The organism is Shewanella mangrovisoli, from assembly GCF_019457635.1.
Classification (GTDB): domain Bacteria; phylum Pseudomonadota; class Gammaproteobacteria; order Enterobacterales; family Shewanellaceae; genus Shewanella; species Shewanella mangrovisoli.
Window position 1 is genome coordinate 2373224 of sequence record NZ_CP080412.1, and the last position, 16572, is coordinate 2389795.

Genomic DNA, 16572 nt, shown 5'->3' on the forward strand with positions numbered 1-16572 from the left:
CCTGTGGAATATACCTTTTTTGTTAGCTGAAGTGATTAAAGCTTAAATACACTTGGCAGGTTTAGGCAGACCCGCAATCTTTGTCGCCTGTTTGGCAGGACCCACCGGAAAGAGGGTATAGAGGTACTTAGAGTTACCTTTATCCGGCCCTAAGGCTTGACCAATCGCTTTGACTAGCACGCGAATTGCAGGGCTGGTTTTATATTCCAGATAAAAGTCCCGAACAAAATTAACCACTTCCCAGTGCGCACTGGTCAGTTCAATCTGTTCTTCTTGGGCTAATAGCGGCGCCATATCCGGCTGCCAGTCGGCGATATTCTTTAAATAGCCTTGATGGTCGCGTTCAATTTCGACGCCATTGAATATAAGCGGATTTACCACGTGATCACCTTATCGTGCTGCAAAGATTGAGCGACAAACTCGCTGTAATCAATCTGACTAATGTTTTTAAGACGTTCCGTTAAGCCACGGGCGATGACATCGTCTTTGAGCACCATCACCTTAAAGGGCGATAGCGCCATGGCCCATTGGCGCAGTAATAATGCGTTAACGCCATCGCTCGAGAGTAAAATTGCATCCTCTTTGCAAGCATAACGCAGGCAAAGTTTGAGGGCATTGTCTCGGCTGGGCGAGGTTTGAATATGATGTAAAATCATTAGAATACTAAGACCTCATCAACGGCTTTTAAGTGAGCTGAGATGGCTTCATCGTTTAAGATAGTCACCGGAATCGACAACAAGCTATGGCTTAAACCGTAGTCACCTAAGGACTGTTTGCAGGCGAACACTGATTCGATGTCGTACAGCGGGAGCGCTTTTAGCGCCGCAAGGTAATCTTTACCGCCGATAAGTTCGGGCTGTTGGTCTTTAAGCAGATGCAACACGCCTTCATCGACAAACACTAAACTCACTTCTTGCTCAAAACTGGCGCTTAATAGGGCAAAGTCTAAGGCTTCGCGGCCTTTAGTAGTGCCATGGGGCGCGCTTCGGAACAATATACAGATTTTTTTCATAGCATTTCCGAAGCTTAAAAGCAGATCAAACGATCGGCAGATTCAATTCCCGTGACCAGTTCACCCAGTCCGCCCATAATAAAAGAATGTTCCACATTCCAGTGGTTTAGCCCGTTCTCCTGCGCCTCTTGCTGCGAGACTATGCCGCGTCTTAATGCAGCAGAAACACAGTTCACGAGGGAGACTTGATGCTCGGCCGCCAGTTGTTTCCAGCCTTTAACCACATCATATTCATCGGATGCAGGTAAGTTAAAGTCCGTCGAGTTATACACGCCATCCTGATAGAAAAACACGCAGACAATCTCATGTCCGCTTTGCAGGGAGGCTTGGGTGAAACGTAGGGCATTCACGCTTGCCGACGTGCCATAAGCTGGCCCGTTTACTTGGATAATAAATTTGCTCATCATAAAAAAAATGGCCCTAAAAGTAGGGCCATTTTAGCGTAAGTTTCCCGAAAAGGGGATTAATCATCGTTACCAATGCCAAGCAAATGCAAAATGGCAATAAACAGGTTTAAAAAGTCCAGATACAAGGAGATAGTGGCGCGGATATAGTTAGTCTCGCCGCCATTCACGATACGGCTAGTATCGAACAGGATAAAGCCGGTCATTAACAGCGCAAGACCCGCGTTAATCGCCATAAAGGCCACACTGTTACCCACGAAAATGTTGATCAGCGCAGCGGCGATCACCACAATCAATCCGGCGAACAGGAAACCACGTAGGAAAGAGAAATCTTTCTTCGTTGTGACTGCATAGGCCGAGAGTGCAATAAAGATAACCGAGGTTAATCCTAAAGCTTGCATGATAAGCTCAGAGCCATTGGTCATGCCGGCATAGTGGTTAAGCATGTAACCTAATGAGGCGCCTTCCATACCAGTAAAGGCAAATACCCAGAAGATGCCTGCAGCCGAATCGGCTTTGCGTAGGGTAACGAACAGCAGCACTAAACCACCGATAGATAAACCGAGTGACATCAGGGGGCTGATATTGAGTGCCATCGCTAAGCCTGCACACAACGCCGAGAAGGCGAGGGTCATGGCCAACAATAAATAGGTATTTTTAAGAAGTTTATTCACTTCTAAGGTGGATGCACTCGCTGAGTACAAGGTTTGCTGAGTCATATCTTTCTCCATTAGCTTTTAAATCCAAACTGATCATTTTGATTTTTAACGGGGACAAGAGTTCCCATTAATATCGTAAATCCAGTAAAACTGGGTGAATACTACCGAAAACAGTGCTGGGCTTAAAGGATTCACGCCACAAATAACAAGTTGTAATGACTGATTTTTCTGTGCGGCCTAACGATTCAGTCGTATTTCGTTACACCAGTGCAACACAAAGACTTTAAAACAAGCTTAATCCTGCGGTAAGGCAGGAATATTACGCCAGCCATTCACGGTGTAATTTATCGGTATCCCCTAGGTAGTCGAGCACCCAAGCAAGGGCGGGCGACATCTTGTCGGCGTTCCAAGCTAAGCAACAGGGGCTGGTTAATTTAGGATTTTCAAGCTGCTTTTCAACCAAGGCGCCCGCTTTAATAAATACGCTGGCTAAATGTACTGGCATATAGCCGATGCCTAATCCCTCTCTAAAGCAGTTAATCGCGCGGATCCAATCCGGCACCACGAGTCTGCGTTGATTCTCCAATAACCAGGTCATACGCTTAGGAATTTCCCGCGAGGTATCTTCCAAACAAATGGAGGGGAAGGGACGCAGTTCATCATCGGTCAAGGGACGGTCAATACTGGCTAAGGGATGGTTTTTACTCACCAAAAACGCCCATTGGATATCGCCCATGTCCTTATACTGGTATACACCCCCCACGGGAATGGCGGTTGTTGCGCCAATGGCGATATCACTGCGCCCGGTTGCAAGCGCCTCCCACACCCCGTTAAAGACCTCAATGCGGATGATAAGCTCAATATCATGGAAATGACGGTAAAAGTCGGCGATTAATACGCTAATTCTGTCGGCTCGCACTATGTTATCTAAGGCGATAGACAATGTGGGTTGCCAGCCGTTGGCAACACGTTGGGTACCGCGTTTCATCTCATCCATTTGAGTCAGCAAGTTTCTGGCTTGCTTAACAAAATGCTCTCCCGCCGGGGTCAAGGTCACGCTGCGGTGGTGGCGCTCAAATAATACTACGCCAAGTTCTTCTTCGATTTGTTTAACGGCATAACTGACCGCAGAAGGGACCTTGTGCAGTCGATTGGCTGCCGCCGTAAAACTCCCAACCCGGGCCACGATATCAATGAGTTCTAACGCTTGTTCCGAGAGCATAGCTGACATCCATTGTGATGAAAATAATTGATAGCATCTGTCAAAAATAAACGTTTCCAATCAAATTAACAAGTATTTAGACTGCACGCCTTAAGTCTTTTGACACGATTATTTTATGAAAACGTCTAGTAATATCTTTGTAAATCTGAAGTTTTTTATATTCTTATTCTATTTAGCCCTATTAAGCATGCTAGGCTTTATTGCCACTGACATGTATTTACCTGCTTTCAAAGCAATTGAAAGTTCGTTCAATTCTTCACCGTCTCAAGTGGCGATGTCGCTCACCTGTTTTCTGGCCGGTTTAGCCTTAGGGCAGCTGATTTATGGCCCTTTGGTGAGTAAACTCGGCAAACGTTATGCTCTGATCCTCGGCCTTGGCATTTTTGCGATCGCCAGTGTGGCCATCGCCAATAGCGACTCGATACTGATGCTGAACATCGCTCGCTTCTTCCAAGCCGTAGGCGCCTGTAGTGCAGGGGTCATCTGGCAAGCGATTGTGGTCGAGCAATATGATGCCGAAAAAGCGCAGGGGATTTTCAGTAACATTATGCCGTTAGTGGCATTATCTCCCGCATTAGCCCCCATCCTTGGCGCTTATATTCTGAACGATTTTGGATGGCGTGCAATCTTTATCTCATTGTGTGTGATTGCCTTTTTGTTGCTATTGATGACCTTATACTTTGTGCCGAGCCATGCAGAGCATCAGGATGCTAAGCCAAGCGCGGTTTCCTACGGCAAGATTTTGAAAAATACCCGTTACCTTGGCAATGTGGTGATTTTTGGTGCCTGTTCGGGGGCGTTTTTCGCATACCTTACTGTGTGGCCGATTGTGATGGAGCAACACGGCTATCAGGCAACTGAGATTGGGCTGAGCTTTATTCCGCAAACTATCATGTTTATTGTGGGCGGATACGCGAGTAAGTTATTGATAAAACGCATTGGTGCCGACCGTACACTCAACGTATTGCTGGCCATTTTTGGACTCTGCGTTATCTCGATTGTGTTTTTCACCTTATTAATGAAGGCGGAAACCATTTTCCCACTGCTGATTTCCTTCTCGATACTCGCAGCGGCGAACGGGGCGATTTATCCTATTGTGGTGAACAGTGCTTTACAACAATTCACTCAAAATGCGGCTAAGGCGGCAGGATTACAGAACTTTTTGCAAATCACCATCGCCTTTGGCGCCTCGAGTTTAGTCGCACTCTGGGCAAGTTCTGGAGAAGTCGCCATAGGTTGGGGCATTCTGAGCTGTTCATTAGTAGTGATCTTGGGTTACCTGTTAAAAACCGAGCAAACTTGGGCTGATTTTGCTAAACACTTTACTGCGCCGGATCCTGCTCGTCTTGGGATCAATGCAGATACGAAGCAAAATCAAGCAGATTGAATGTAATACGAGCAGTTAGCGCAGAATTATCAGTTAGTGCTTTACAGTCAGTAAACTAACTTATATTATGCGCATCGTTCGGAGGGGTGGCAGAGTGGTTTAATGCACCGGTCTTGAAAACCGGCGTGGGTTTATAGCTCACCCAGGGTTCAAATCCCTGCTCCTCCGCCATATTCTACTGAAAAGCCATCAGCAATGATGGCTTTTTTGTTTTTTGCCATTTGAACCCTAGGGTTCCTAATTCTAAGCGCAGCTCCTCCGCAATATTCCACAAATAAACCATCAGTAATCATGACATTTTGTTTTGGAGTTACGGAAGCTGAACCTAGGGTTCCTCATGCTAACCACAGCACCTCCACTAAATTCAGATAAAAAGGCCGCTAATGACTTAGCGGCCTTTTTCTTTCGCAATGGATTTAATTCCCATTAGCCCTAGTTTTTCAAATAGCAAAGCAGCTTAGGTGAAGTAAGGCTAGGTTAAGTGAGCTTATGCCTAATGAGGGTTAGCGCAAAAGCTTCATAGCCAGGAACCGTTTCACTCCCCAACCATGTGCAATAAATGCCGTCGGGATCGTTCAATACAAGTCCTAGAGCGTCAAGATAGTCGGGGCCATTGACCACGAAGAACTGCTTTTTATAGGGCAACAACACCATCTGAGGTGCTTGCTTTAAAAAAGCCTGCGCCTCATCAAAACTGCTGAACCAGTGATTAAGCAAGGTATCACAGCGCCTGTTATGGAATAGGGTACCTAAGTCTTCACCAATTAACGCTTGCCCCGATAACACTCTTTGGCAGTGATTAAAATCAGTAAAACCGAGCTCTCTGGCCAAGACGGCTTGGCAATGCTTGAGTTGGATATCCAGCTGGGTTAAACCTTGCTTATTCATCAAGGAGGCAAGTTTATCTAGCGCCACTGCATCGCCAGCTTGGCAGGCTTTAAGGTGCTTTTTAGCGAGGATTTTAACTTCGGTTAAGGCGCGTGGTGCTGGGGTAATTTGTTGTATCACAAACAATTCTCCTAAGTTTTATTGGCATCTCCGCTAAGCCAAACCTAATCAATTGTTGTGTCATACATGTGATGCGTACATCGAGATATGAGTCAGAGTGATGTCATCTTCTGCGGATAGGCGTCTCTGCAACCTGGCGCCATTATTCGACTTCTTCATGCTCGAGTCAAGCTCAGCACTGCTTCTACCTTCCTTACGCTCATCCCCTGAATCGTTACATGCTCAGCCTTAATGTTAAAAATTTTATCACTTAACAACTAAAATCATATTGTATTACTATTGAGCTGTAGTAATATTGTAGTACTAAATAATATTCACTCTACCTGCGTAAACCGGATCGGACGCAGACAAAATGTACGGGGATGCAAATGTCGAATGTTTTAGGGGCTTACGCGTTAGGGCTTGATTACGGCTCTGATTCAGTTCGCGCGTTATTGGTGGATACCCAAACGGGCGCAGAAGTAGCAACAAATGTGGTGTACTACCCACGATGGAAGAATGGGCTTTTTTGCGATCCCGCGAAGAATCAATTTAGACAACATCCCCTCGATTACATTGAAAGCCTTATCGAGGTAGTGCAAGGGCTATGGGCAAAAGCCCCGAGTGGCGCCGCGCAAAGAGTCTGCGGTTTGAGTGTTGATACCACAGGCTCAACCCCAATTGCGGTCGATGAATCGGGTGTTGCTTTAGCCTTAAAACCAGAGTTTGCGAATAACCCCAATGCCATGTTTTTGCTTTGGAAAGATCACAGCGCCATTCTCGAAGCTCAGCAAATTACCGCTGCGGCAAATAATTCAAGCGAAAATTACCTGAAATATGAAGGGGGAATCTACTCCTCCGAATGGTTTTGGGCGAAAGCGCTATTTGTACTGCGCCACGACACAGAAGTCAGACAAGCGGCCTATAGCTGGGTCGAGCACTGTGATTGGATCACCGCATTAATGACGGGCACCACACATCCTAAAGTCTTTAAAGCCGGGCGCTGCGCTGCTGGTCACAAAGTGATGTGGCACGAGTCATGGAATGGTTATCCGCCGAATGACTTTTTCGTTGGCATCGACCCCTTACTCGATGGCTTGAGAGACAAGTTACCGCTTGAAACCTGCACATCTGACAAGGTTTGCGGCCAGCTAACCCCTGAGTGGGCACAGCATTTAGGGCTATCGACTGAGGTTATCGTGTCTTTTGGCTCATTCGACTGCCACGCAGGTGCCGTTGGGGCCAATGTTAAACCCGGCGTCTTAACCAAGGTGATGGGCACCTCTACCTGCGATATCACGGTCGCCAGTTATGAAGATATAGGTGAGCGTTGTATCAAAGGCATTTGCGGTCAAGTCGATGGCTCAGTATTGCCCGGCATGATAGGGCTAGAAGCGGGTCAGTCTGCCTTTGGCGATCTCTACGCTTGGTTTAGGGATCTCACCGCATGGCCGATGCAACAGCTTGACACTTCAGCCTTATTTGATGACAACACCAAAGCCAAACTCATTCAGCAACTCGAAGCTGAAACCCTGACAATGTTAGGCAATGCGGCCGCGAAAATCCCGGTTGGCGAGACGGGCATTGTCGCGCTCGATTGGATTAACGGACGTCGCACCCCCGATGCCGATCAATCCGTTGCCATGGCGATCACAGGCTTAACCATGGGCAGCCAAGCTCCGCAAGTCTTCAAAGCTTTAGTGGAAGCCAGCGCCTATGGCGCACGGGCCATTATCGAGCGCTTCAAGCAGGAAGGTGTTTGCATTGACCATGTGGTCACCATTGGTGGGATCTCGAAAAAATCCGACTTCATTATGCAAACCTGCGCCGATGTGTGGAATTGCAACATAGACGTCCTCGAGAGCGAGCAAAGCTGCGCACTGGGCGCCGCCATTTATGCCGCAACCGCAGCCGGGGTTTATCCCGATGTGCTAAGTGCCCAAGCCGCCATGGCCTCAAACGTTGCGAAAACCTATCAGCCAAATCCTGAAAATGCAGAGAAATATCAAGCGCTTTACCAAGGGTACTTAGCTCTTGGCCACTATGTTGATGGAGCGAAATAAGATGTCTTTTTTAGAGCTAAAACGCGAAGTATACGAAGCCAACATGGAACTTGAGAAGCGCAAACTGGTGACTTACACCTTTGGCAACGTTTCACAAATTGACCGCCAACTCGGCGTCATTGGTATCAAGCCCAGCGGCGTGCCCTATGAAGATTTGAAGGTTGAAGACATTGTGATTGTGGACCTTGAGAATCAAATCGTAGAAGGGCGCATGCGTCCTTCATCCGATACCAAGACACATACCTATTTGTATCGCCAGTGGCAGAGTATTGGTGGCATTACCCATACCCATTCAACCTATGCCACCGCCTGGGCGCAGGCACAGATAGCGATTCCCTGCCTAGGCACGACACAGGCCGATTATGTGTACGGTGAAATCCCATGCACAGCGGTGATGCGCAACGATCAGATCAGCCGCGACTACGAAGAAGAAACCGGCGTGCAGATCCTCGATTGCTTCGCCGACCGAGATCCCAACGAGTCGCCCATGGTAATCGTTGCAGGCCATGCACCGTTCACTTGGGGCGCGAATGCGGCTAAATCCGTATATCACGCCGTGTTGCTCGAAGAAATCGCTCGGATGGCGTATCTCACCAAAACATTATCACCAGGTATCAGTCAGTTAAAACAAGAGCTTATTGATAAGCACTATTTGCGTAAGCATGGAAAAGACGCTTATTACGGCCAAAGCAAGTAATTGCCAGTCGGGTCTCATTTCAAACTAGAGAGAGTAATATGAAAGCCTTCAAACAAAAACAAGTGTGGTTTATCACGGGTTCGCAGGATTTATACGGCCCGAAAGTATTAGAGCAAGTCGCTAAAAACAGTGAGCAAATTGTTCATGGCTTTAATGAATCATCCGCCATTTCCATCGAAGTGGTGTATAAACCAACTGTAAAATCCCCACGGGAAATTCACGCCGTATGCCAAGCAGCCAACAGCGATGAAAACTGTGTTGGTGTGATCCTGTGGATGCACACTTTCTCTCCTGCCAAGATGTGGATTGCTGGCCTTAATGAATTAAGCAAGCCATTCATGCACTTACACACTCAGTTCAATGCCGAGCTCCCTTGGAGCGAAATCAACATGAACTACATGAACACCCACCAAAGTGCTCACGGTTGCCGCGAATTTGGTTTTATCGGCACTCGTATGCGTAAAGAGCGCAAAGTGGTTGTGGGTCACTGGCAATCGAGCGATGTACAAGCACAAATCGATGATTGGTGCCGCGCCGCGGCGGGTTGGCACGAGAGCCAAAACCTGCGTATCGCCCGCTTTGGCGACAACATGCGTCAAGTGGCCGTGACCGAAGGCGACAAAGTTGCCGCACAAATTCAATTCGGTTATGAAGTGCACGCCTACAGCTTAGGTGAACTCAATGAAGCGATTGCAGCCATTGCCGAAGGCGATGTAACCGCACAGCTCGACCGTTACGCCAGCGAATACCAAGTGGGTAACGAGCTATTTGGCGATGAATACCAATTAGACCGTTTAAGAAAAGAAGCCAAGATTGAACTCGGCTTAACCCAATTCTTAACCCAAGGTGGATTTGGTGCCTTTACCAACTGCTTCGAAAACCTCACCGGTATGACAGGATTACCGGGACTGGCTACCCAACGTCTGATGGCGAACGGTTTCGGTTACGGCGGCGAAGGCGACTGGAAAACGGCTGCCATGGTGCGCATCATGAAAGTGATGGGCCAAGGCCGTGCCGGTGGTACTTCATTTATGGAAGACTACACCTATAACTTTGGTGCGACTGACCAAGTTCTTGGTGCCCACATGTTAGAAGTGTGCCCATCGATTGCCGCTGCAAAACCACGTTTAGAAGTTCACCGCCATACCATTGGTGTGCGTTGTGACGTGCCACGTCTGTTATTCACTGGTAAAGCAGGCCCAGCAATCAACGTATCGACTATCGATTTAGGCAACCGTTTCCGTATCATTCTTAATGAATTAGATACAGTGACACCACCACAGGATCTGCCAAATCTGCCTGTCGCGTCTGCGCTGTGGGAGCCTCGTCCGAATTTAGCGGTTGCCGCCGCAGCTTGGATCCACGCCGGTGGTGCTCACCACTCGGCTTACAGCCAAGCCATCACGACGGATCAGATTGTCGACTTTGCTGAAATGGCCGGTGCTGAACTGGTTATCATCGATGCCGACACTAAGATCCGCGAGTTTAAGAATGAGCTTCGCCAAAATTCCGTTTATTACGGTTTAGCAAGAGGTTTATAATCCTCGCGCAGCAATAAAGCCGCCTTCGGGCGGCTTTCATTTTTCTGGCACCATTCATTTCATAGGGTTAACACAGATGTATACAGAATTTGACGGCATTATCTTCGATATGGATGGCACCTTAGTCGACAGCGGTCAGTTGCATGAGCAGGCATGGCGACAAACCTTGAATCACTTTGGGATCCCCGTAGAGCCTGCACTGATGCGCTCGTTAGCGGGCGTGCCCACCATTGGCACCTTAGAGATCCTGATCGCCCATTTTGGCGTCACGCCAACGGCCAGTTGTGAGGCCATGAACGAGTATAAAGAAGCCCTAGTGCGCGACACTATGCATTTATATGTGAAACCGACGGCATTAGCCGAATTTGCCAAGCAGAATCAGGGCAAACGCCCAATGGTGGTCGGCACAGGCGCCTACACAGAGGAAGCAATTCAAATCTTAACTCTGTGTGGATTGTTGGAATTAGTCGATTATGTGGTGGGTGCCGATCAGGTCGCGTCACCCAAACCCGCGCCAGATACCTTTTTACGCTGCGCCGAACTGATGGGCATCGCGCCTGAGCGCTGTATCGTATTTGAAGATGCAAAGACGGGCATCCAAGCCGCCGAAGCTGCGGGGATGTTTGTGGTCGATGTGCATGCCGAATTACAGATTGAAAATGACTATTTCCTAAGCACTCAGTAGCCCTTGCGAGATTGTCCAATCACTGGTCAAAACGCAAAATTAGGCTTTACAATGTAAAAGTTTGGGGTAAGGTAGGGACAGTATGTTTGAGGAAATTCCCATAAATTCTTAGCGTTAACAAAATTTTTATTACCTTTATTAGGAAAGGTAGTATCATAACATTTGTTTATTAGCGTTAGGCACCTTATCCAGCCGATTGGATTGAGCACAGAGATAGAGAGTTAAAGAGGGCACTATGGCAAATCAGGCAAATAACCGTCCGCAGAATATCCATAACTGGGTGGCAAGCGAATTAGGTTCTCGCATTGTGGGCGGCTTTTATACGCCAGGTGAATATATCCCTAATGAAAATGCTATCTGTGAAGAGCTGGAAGTGTCACGCACCTCCTTAAGGGAAGCCTTTAAGGTACTCACGGCAAAGGGGCTTATTGAATCTCGCCCTAAGCTGGGCACCCGTATTCGTGAGCGTCGCCACTGGAATATGTTTGATCCGGTGATCTTAGACTGGTTTTCCCAATCTAAGCCTTCACCCGAGTTTTACACTTCTCTCTATGAAATCCGTGAAGTGTTTGAACCCGCATCGGCGGAACTGGCCGCGAAAAAACGCACCCCTGAGCAGCTTGAGGTGATTGCGGCAGCCTATGCAAAGATGGAAGCGGCCGAATTAGGTACGGATGAAGTCTATACCTCGGATATCGATTTCCACATGGCGATTTTAGATGCGACCAATAACGAGTTTATGGTATCCCTCGGCGTGTCAATTCAATCTGCGCTGCTCGAAATCTTCAGACTCAGTAGCACAATTCAGGATGACTTTATCCAATCACTCCCAGGCCACAAGGCCATTTATACTGCGATTGCAGCAGGGGACAGTGAAGGCGCGAAAGCCGAGATGAATAAATTACTCTCGACATCTCAAGATACTGTACATAAAAATATCGAGCGTAAATAACAAAATATAGAGCATAATTAACGAGTTACATATCTTTGACGCCACTCTATCCATAAAAAAGGTGAACTTAGGTTCACCTTTTTTATTCTTTTATTTTGGAGCAAGCAAATGGATAGGGTTACTGCGGCTCGCTGATACCTTCGCTCGTCATATGAATGCGTTGTAGGGTGCCATCGGCATTGTAATGCAGCGGGTCAATGGCAACTGAACGTCTAAACTCACCGCCGCCATCCTGCGATGCGCCGGTATGGTAGATAAAGTAGGATTTACCTTTAAATTCAATAATCGCTTGATGGTTTGTCGGTGAGTTGCCGGCCACTTCATTTAAGATGCCTTGGTACTTCCACGGGCCAAGAATGCTATCACTGGTGGCATAGGCAATTTTTTCAGGGAAGCCTGAAGCATATGAAAGATAATAGGTTTTATCTTTTTTATGTACCCAAAGCGCTTCGGTAAAGTTAGGCACATCAATGGCATGAATTGGGCCATCAAGTTCAATCATATTGTCTTTAAGTTTTGCATATCGCGGTTTAGTGTTACCCCAGAAAATATAAGCTTGCTTGTCATCATCGATAAAGACCGCAGGATCGATATCATCCCAATCAATCTCTGTATCTGTGGTCATGTCATTGGTGATAAGGGCGCTGCCGCGGGCATCCTTGAAGGGGCCAAGTGGACTGTCAGCAACCGCGACACCAATGGCAAAGCCATTGATTTTGTTGTGTCTTGCCGTTACATACCAGTAAAACTTACCTTCTTTTTCGATCACATGGCTAGCCCATGCATCTCCTTTAGCCCAGCTGAAATCTTTCACCGATAACTTGCTGCCATGGGCCGTCCAATTGTGCATATCCTTAGAGCTAAAAACGAGCCAATCATGCATTTCGAAGAAGGTGCGATTGTCCTTTGCAACGTCATGGCCAGTATAAAGATAGACAGTATCTTGGTGCACTATGGCGGCTGGATCGGCGGTAAATACATCCGTAAACAGAGGGTTAGCAGCAATCGCTGCAGTGCTGACACTCGTACTCAATGCCAAACACACACTCAAAAATGCCTTTTTCATACTTCCTCTATTGTTTTTTGATATTTTGGTATTATAGTAATACCAATACTTTTACGTGCTAGCAATATTAAAGTACAAATTGTTAACTCAGGGCATTAGGTTCGTCCGTTTGTTTTATGTTGAGTGTTACTCAATAGTTCGGGCAGGGCATGTGCCTTGGAAGACGAAGGTGTCATATGAATAATAAAAAACCGAAAACACTTCGTTCGGCTAGTTGGTTTGGTAGTGATGACAAAAATGGCTTTATGTATCGTAGTTGGATGAAAAACCAAGGCATACCTGAGCATCACTTTCAAAATAAGCCTGTGATTGGTATTTGCAATACCTGGTCAGAATTGACGCCCTGTAATGGTCATCTACGGGAATTGGCGCAAAGGGTAAAGAATGGCATTCGGGAAGCGGGTGGCATTCCAGTGGAGTTTCCAGTGTTTTCGAATGGCGAGTCCAACTTGCGTCCGAGTGCCATGCTCACCCGTAACCTTGCGGCCATGGACACGGAAGAAGCCATTCGAGGCAACCCCATCGACGGTGTTGTGCTGTTAGTGGGCTGCGATAAAACGACTCCGGCTTTATTAATGGGCGCGGCTAGTTGTGATTTACCGACAATCGTTGTTACCGGTGGTCCCATGCTCAATGGTAAGCATAAGGGCAAGGATGTTGGTTCGGGCACACTCGTATGGGAACTGCATCAAGAATATAAAGCGGGCAACATCAGTCTCTCCGCATTTATGAATGCCGAAGCGGATATGTCACGCTCGACGGGCACCTGTAACACTATGGGCACGGCATCGACCATGGCCTGTATGGTGGAAACCCTTGGGGTGAGTTTGCCACACAATGCCGCCATTCCTGCGGTGGATTCCCGCCGCCAAGTATTGGCGCATATGTCGGGAATGCGAATTGTGGACATGGTCAAAGAGGATTTGACCTTAAGTAAAATTTTAAGTCGTGATGCTTTTATCAATGCCATCAAAGTGAATGCCGCCATTGGGGGTTCTACCAACGCCGTTATCCATCTAAAGGCCATTGCTGGCAGGATAGGGGTCGAGCTGTCACTCGATGACTGGCGCCATGGTTACACAGTACCGACCATAGTGAATCTCAAGCCTTCGGGTCAGTACTTAATGGAAGACTTTTACTACGCAGGTGGCCTGCCAGCAGTATTAAGGCAACTGTTTGAGCATGATTTACTGAGCAAAAATACGCTTACAGTCAATGCCGCTAGCCTCTGGGACAATGTCAAAGAGGCGCCTTGTTATAACCAAGAGGTGATCATGTCACTTGAAAAACCTTTGGTCGAAAATGGCGGCATTCGCGTACTGCGCGGCAATCTCGCGCCCCGAGGTGCAGTGATCAAAACTTCAGCCGCCAGCGCGCACCTGATGCAGCACCGCGGTAAAGCCGTGGTGTTTGAAAGCTTCGACGATTACAACGCTCGCATCGGCGATCCTGAATTGGATATCGATGAAAACAGTATTATGGTGCTTAAAAACTGTGGCCCGAAGGGATATCCGGGCATGGCTGAGGTCGGCAATATGGGACTGCCACCGAAGTTGTTAAAAAAAGGAATTAAGGACATGGTGAGGATTTCTGATGCACGCATGAGTGGCACCGCCTTTGGCACAGTTGTGCTGCACGTTGCCCCAGAAGCACAAGCCCTTGGGCCTCTAGCCGCCGTCCAAAATGGTGACATGATAGCGCTAGATACCTATGCCGGGACGTTACAGCTGGAGATCAGTGACCAAGAGTTACAAGCTCGTCTTGCCAAACTGGCGACGGTGAAATCCATTCCTGTGAATGGTGGCTATCTCTCGCTCTTTAAGGAGCATGTACTCCAGGCGGATGAGGGCTGTGATTTTGATTTTCTCGTGGGATGCCGAGGTGCAGAGATACCAGCACATTCCCATTAAATATGAACTCGTTTTCTTTTATAATAAAACCAGATAATTATTTTAATAAAAGGTTGAGTTATGAAGTTGACTAATCAATACCCGAGTTTACAAGGGAAAACCATTTTTATCAGTGGTGGCGCAACGGGTATTGGAGCTTGCTTGGTTAACGCTTTTTTAGAGCAGGGCGCTAAGGTGGCATTTGTCGATATTTTAGTTGAGGAGTCGACTCAACTCGTCGCAGATCTTAAGCAGACTCAACCAGAGGCCAGCGTAAAATTTTATCACTGCGATCTTGTCGATATCGCCGCCCTCAAGCGTGTGATTGCTCAGGTTGAGGACGATTTAGGTCCAATCTCGGTATTGATTAACAATGCCGCGTGCGATCAACGCCATAGTATCGACGAAGTGACCCCAGAATATTGGGACCAATGCTTAAACACCAATTTGCGGCATTACTTTTTCGCCGTACAAGCGGTCAGGCCGCAAATGCAGCGCCTCGGTGGAGGCTCAGTGATCAACTTAGGTTCAATGAGTTGGCACAATCGGCAGGCAGGCATGGCAGGGTACACCGCATCTAAGGCCGGCGCCATGGGCTTAACCCGTGGATTAGCTGCCGATTTAGGCAAAGATAAAATTCGGATTAATACCTTAACGCCGGGTTGGGTGATGACAAAACGTCAACTTACACACTGGGTAGATAAAGATACGGCAAAACATATCGAAAATAACCAATGTATTAAAGAATATGTGATGCCCGAAGATATTGCTGCTATGGCGTTATTTTTAGCAGCAGATGATAGCAAACTCTGCACCGCACAAAATTTTATTGTCGATGGTGGTTGGATTTAAATATCACAATAAAATTTCAGTTCATTGAATAATGAGGTGAGTGCTGAGTTTATTTTAAATAAAAGGTAAAGCACTCACCATGCAACTCTCTGTTACTCAAAAAAGCCTACAACACGCCGCATTTGCGGATGAATTACAATTAGTCACGCTCACCAATAGCCACGGGCTTGAAGTAGTTCTGTCAAATTACGGCGCCAGTATTTGGTCAGTCAAACTTTATGGCCGAGCGCAAGAACCTATTTCATTAAGTCTTGGCTATCAAGATATTAAAGATTGGGCAACTAATCCGTATTATTTTGGTATTACCGCCGGCCGTGTCGCCAATCGCATTGGTAAAGCACAATTCTCCTTAGCAGGTAAAACAATTCAATTAGTCGCCAATGAAGGCAATAATCAACTTCACGGCGGACCTAAAGGATTAAGCCATTGCACTTGGCAGGTTGAGACGCTGCAGGACAGTGACAGTGTGGCAGCTGTTTTCAGCATTATCAGCCCCGATGGCGATCAAGGATTTCCGGGTAATCTTGCCATTAAGCTAGAATACCGCCTCAATGAAAACAATGAATTAACCCTGAGTTATCACGCCGTTTGCGATCAAACCACCCCTGTCTGTTTAACCAATCATGCTTACTGGAATCTTGCCTCCAACAAACAGCAAGGCATTTTAGGGCACGAACTCTCCATTCAAGCCAGTCATTTCCTGGCGCTCGATAATGAACAGATCCCAACGGGCGAATTAATCTTAGTCGACGATGGCGCATACGATTTCAAACAACCGAAGCTAATTGCCACGGATATTAAGCAATTAACCAATGGTTATGATCATTATTTTGTGATGGATAGAAACCCAGACAATAAAAACAGTTTGCAGACTATTGCGGTGTTAAAAGATCCGCTTTCAGGCCGAGAACTCGAAATTAGTACCACAGAAGTCGGCGTGCAATTTTACAGCGGCAACTTTCTCGATGGCATCCATATTGATGATGAAGGTTATAGCATTAATCAATTCCATGGCCTGTGTTTAGAAACCCACGGTTATCCGAACTCGGTAAACATTGACCATTTCCCGAGTGTCATGCTTGAGGCAAATACTCAATATCAACAAATTACGGTACATAAGTTTAAGAATATTTAATTCAATCAAGGCGAAATAACA

At 47.0% G+C, this 16572-nt stretch carries 17 protein-coding genes and 1 tRNA gene; 10 read left to right on the forward strand and 8 right to left on the reverse strand.

Annotated features, from left to right (window positions below; translation table 11 throughout):
- Nucleotides 1-42: 42 nt before the first annotated feature.
- The 6 genes from K0H60_RS10375 to punR all read right to left on the reverse strand — a co-directional run bounded on the left by K0H60_RS10375 (nucleotide 43) and on the right by punR (nucleotide 3297).
- Entirely contained in the window at nucleotides 43-381 is a 339-nt protein-coding gene (locus K0H60_RS10375; RefSeq protein WP_011717035.1) for a TusE/DsrC/DsvC family sulfur relay protein, read from the reverse strand.
- Entirely contained in the window at nucleotides 375-656 is a 282-nt protein-coding gene (gene tusB, locus K0H60_RS10380; protein ID WP_023265495.1) for a sulfurtransferase complex subunit TusB, read from the reverse strand. Before tusB ends, K0H60_RS10375 begins: the two co-directional genes overlap by 7 nt.
- Complete coding sequence (gene tusC, locus K0H60_RS10385) at nucleotides 656-1012, reverse strand: sulfurtransferase complex subunit TusC (protein WP_086904827.1); 357 nt, start codon at nucleotides 1010-1012, stop codon at nucleotides 656-658. The genes tusB and tusC overlap by 1 nt, the downstream gene beginning before the upstream one ends.
- Before the next feature lie 14 nt (nucleotides 1013-1026).
- Complete coding sequence (gene tusD, locus K0H60_RS10390; protein ID WP_220055592.1) at nucleotides 1027-1416, reverse strand: sulfurtransferase complex subunit TusD; 390 nt, start codon at nucleotides 1414-1416, stop codon at nucleotides 1027-1029.
- Between the two features lie 59 nt (nucleotides 1417-1475).
- Complete coding sequence (locus K0H60_RS10395) at nucleotides 1476-2135, reverse strand: Bax inhibitor-1/YccA family protein (RefSeq protein ID WP_011717039.1); 660 nt, start codon at nucleotides 2133-2135, stop codon at nucleotides 1476-1478.
- A gap of 259 nt (nucleotides 2136-2394) precedes the next feature.
- Nucleotides 2395-3297, reverse strand: a complete 903-nt coding sequence (gene punR / locus K0H60_RS10400) for a DNA-binding transcriptional activator PunR (protein WP_039977075.1) — start codon at nucleotides 3295-3297, stop codon at nucleotides 2395-2397.
- A gap of 115 nt (nucleotides 3298-3412) precedes the next feature.
- On the opposite strand from punR, the gene punC reads away from it, so the two are divergent.
- Nucleotides 3413-4684 (forward strand): purine nucleoside transporter PunC, encoded by a 1272-nt coding sequence (punC, locus tag K0H60_RS10405; RefSeq protein ID WP_220055659.1) that lies wholly within the window; start codon nucleotides 3413-3415, stop codon nucleotides 4682-4684.
- 80 nt (nucleotides 4685-4764) lie between these two features.
- Nucleotides 4765-4855, forward strand: a tRNA-Ser gene (locus tag K0H60_RS10410).
- 306 nt (nucleotides 4856-5161) lie between these two features.
- Here K0H60_RS10410 and K0H60_RS10415 read toward each other — a convergent pair.
- On the reverse strand, nucleotides 5162-5692 hold the full coding sequence (locus K0H60_RS10415; RefSeq protein WP_220055660.1) for a hypothetical protein: 531 nt from the start codon (nucleotides 5690-5692) through the stop codon (nucleotides 5162-5164).
- A gap of 368 nt (nucleotides 5693-6060) precedes the next feature.
- On the opposite strand from K0H60_RS10415, the gene K0H60_RS10420 reads away from it, so the two are divergent.
- The 5 genes from K0H60_RS10420 (at nucleotide 6061) to K0H60_RS10440 (ending at nucleotide 11609) form a co-directional block, all read left to right on the forward strand.
- The gene (locus tag K0H60_RS10420; RefSeq protein ID WP_220055661.1) at nucleotides 6061-7734 is read left to right on the forward strand and encodes a ribulokinase; all 1674 of its coding nucleotides are present in this window, start codon (nucleotides 6061-6063) and stop codon (nucleotides 7732-7734) included.
- Nucleotide 7735: 1 nt separating this feature from the next.
- A complete protein-coding gene (locus tag K0H60_RS10425) occupies nucleotides 7736-8431 on the forward strand; it encodes an L-ribulose-5-phosphate 4-epimerase (RefSeq protein WP_011626173.1) in 696 nt (231 codons plus the stop codon).
- A gap of 38 nt (nucleotides 8432-8469) precedes the next feature.
- Nucleotides 8470-9972, forward strand: a complete 1503-nt coding sequence (gene araA, locus K0H60_RS10430; protein WP_011626172.1) for an L-arabinose isomerase — start codon at nucleotides 8470-8472, stop codon at nucleotides 9970-9972.
- Between the two features lie 76 nt (nucleotides 9973-10048).
- Nucleotides 10049-10657 carry an HAD family hydrolase gene (locus K0H60_RS10435; protein ID WP_220055662.1) on the forward strand — a complete coding sequence of 203 codons (609 nt, stop codon included), beginning with the start codon at nucleotides 10049-10051 and terminating at the stop codon, nucleotides 10655-10657.
- A 235-nt stretch (nucleotides 10658-10892) separates the two neighbouring features.
- Nucleotides 10893-11609 carry a FadR/GntR family transcriptional regulator gene (locus K0H60_RS10440; RefSeq protein ID WP_220055663.1) on the forward strand — a complete coding sequence of 239 codons (717 nt, stop codon included), beginning with the start codon at nucleotides 10893-10895 and terminating at the stop codon, nucleotides 11607-11609.
- Nucleotides 11610-11727: 118 nt separating this feature from the next.
- Here K0H60_RS10440 and K0H60_RS10445 read toward each other — a convergent pair whose 3' ends face one another.
- Nucleotides 11728-12675: a glycoside hydrolase family 43 protein gene (locus tag K0H60_RS10445; RefSeq protein WP_220055664.1), complete on the reverse strand. Its 948-nt coding sequence runs from the start codon at nucleotides 12673-12675 to the stop codon at nucleotides 11728-11730.
- A gap of 176 nt (nucleotides 12676-12851) precedes the next feature.
- Here K0H60_RS10445 and K0H60_RS10450 point away from each other — a divergent pair, with 176 nt between their 5' ends.
- From K0H60_RS10450 to K0H60_RS10460, 3 genes are all read left to right on the forward strand, one after another.
- Nucleotides 12852-14585: an IlvD/Edd family dehydratase gene (locus tag K0H60_RS10450; protein ID WP_220055665.1), complete on the forward strand. Its 1734-nt coding sequence runs from the start codon at nucleotides 12852-12854 to the stop codon at nucleotides 14583-14585.
- A gap of 60 nt (nucleotides 14586-14645) precedes the next feature.
- Complete coding sequence (locus tag K0H60_RS10455) at nucleotides 14646-15416, forward strand: SDR family NAD(P)-dependent oxidoreductase (protein WP_109286045.1); 771 nt, start codon at nucleotides 14646-14648, stop codon at nucleotides 15414-15416.
- Between the two features lie 79 nt (nucleotides 15417-15495).
- Nucleotides 15496-16551, forward strand: a complete 1056-nt coding sequence (locus K0H60_RS10460) for an aldose epimerase family protein (protein ID WP_220055666.1) — start codon at nucleotides 15496-15498, stop codon at nucleotides 16549-16551.
- Nucleotides 16552-16572 lie beyond the last annotated feature (21 nt).

What these genes read in the sequence shown, in the direction of transcription:
- tusB (WP_023265495.1), bottom strand. Translation starts at nt 656, where the DNA reads ATGATTTTACATCATATTCAAACCTCGCCCAGCCGAGACAATGCCCTC.
- tusC (WP_086904827.1), bottom strand. Translation starts at nt 1,012, where the DNA reads ATGAAAAAAATCTGTATATTGTTCCGAAGCGCGCCCCATGGCACTACT.
- tusD (WP_220055592.1), bottom strand. Translation starts at nt 1,416, where the DNA reads ATGAGCAAATTTATTATCCAAGTAAACGGGCCAGCTTATGGCACGTCG.
- K0H60_RS10395 (WP_011717039.1), bottom strand. Translation starts at nt 2,135, where the DNA reads ATGACTCAGCAAACCTTGTACTCAGCGAGTGCATCCACCTTAGAAGTG.
- punR (WP_039977075.1), bottom strand. Translation starts at nt 3,297, where the DNA reads ATGCTCTCGGAACAAGCGTTAGAACTCATTGATATCGTGGCCCGGGTT.
- punC (WP_220055659.1), top strand. Translation starts at nt 3,413, where the DNA reads ATGAAAACGTCTAGTAATATCTTTGTAAATCTGAAGTTTTTTATATTC.
- K0H60_RS10420 (WP_220055661.1), top strand. Translation starts at nt 6,061, where the DNA reads ATGTCGAATGTTTTAGGGGCTTACGCGTTAGGGCTTGATTACGGCTCT.
- K0H60_RS10425 (WP_011626173.1), top strand. Translation starts at nt 7,736, where the DNA reads ATGTCTTTTTTAGAGCTAAAACGCGAAGTATACGAAGCCAACATGGAA.
- araA (WP_011626172.1), top strand. Translation starts at nt 8,470, where the DNA reads ATGAAAGCCTTCAAACAAAAACAAGTGTGGTTTATCACGGGTTCGCAG.
- K0H60_RS10435 (WP_220055662.1), top strand. Translation starts at nt 10,049, where the DNA reads ATGTATACAGAATTTGACGGCATTATCTTCGATATGGATGGCACCTTA.
- K0H60_RS10440 (WP_220055663.1), top strand. Translation starts at nt 10,893, where the DNA reads ATGGCAAATCAGGCAAATAACCGTCCGCAGAATATCCATAACTGGGTG.
- K0H60_RS10445 (WP_220055664.1), bottom strand. Translation starts at nt 12,675, where the DNA reads ATGAAAAAGGCATTTTTGAGTGTGTGTTTGGCATTGAGTACGAGTGTC.
- K0H60_RS10450 (WP_220055665.1), top strand. Translation starts at nt 12,852, where the DNA reads ATGAATAATAAAAAACCGAAAACACTTCGTTCGGCTAGTTGGTTTGGT.
- K0H60_RS10455 (WP_109286045.1), top strand. Translation starts at nt 14,646, where the DNA reads ATGAAGTTGACTAATCAATACCCGAGTTTACAAGGGAAAACCATTTTT.
- K0H60_RS10460 (WP_220055666.1), top strand. Translation starts at nt 15,496, where the DNA reads ATGCAACTCTCTGTTACTCAAAAAAGCCTACAACACGCCGCATTTGCG.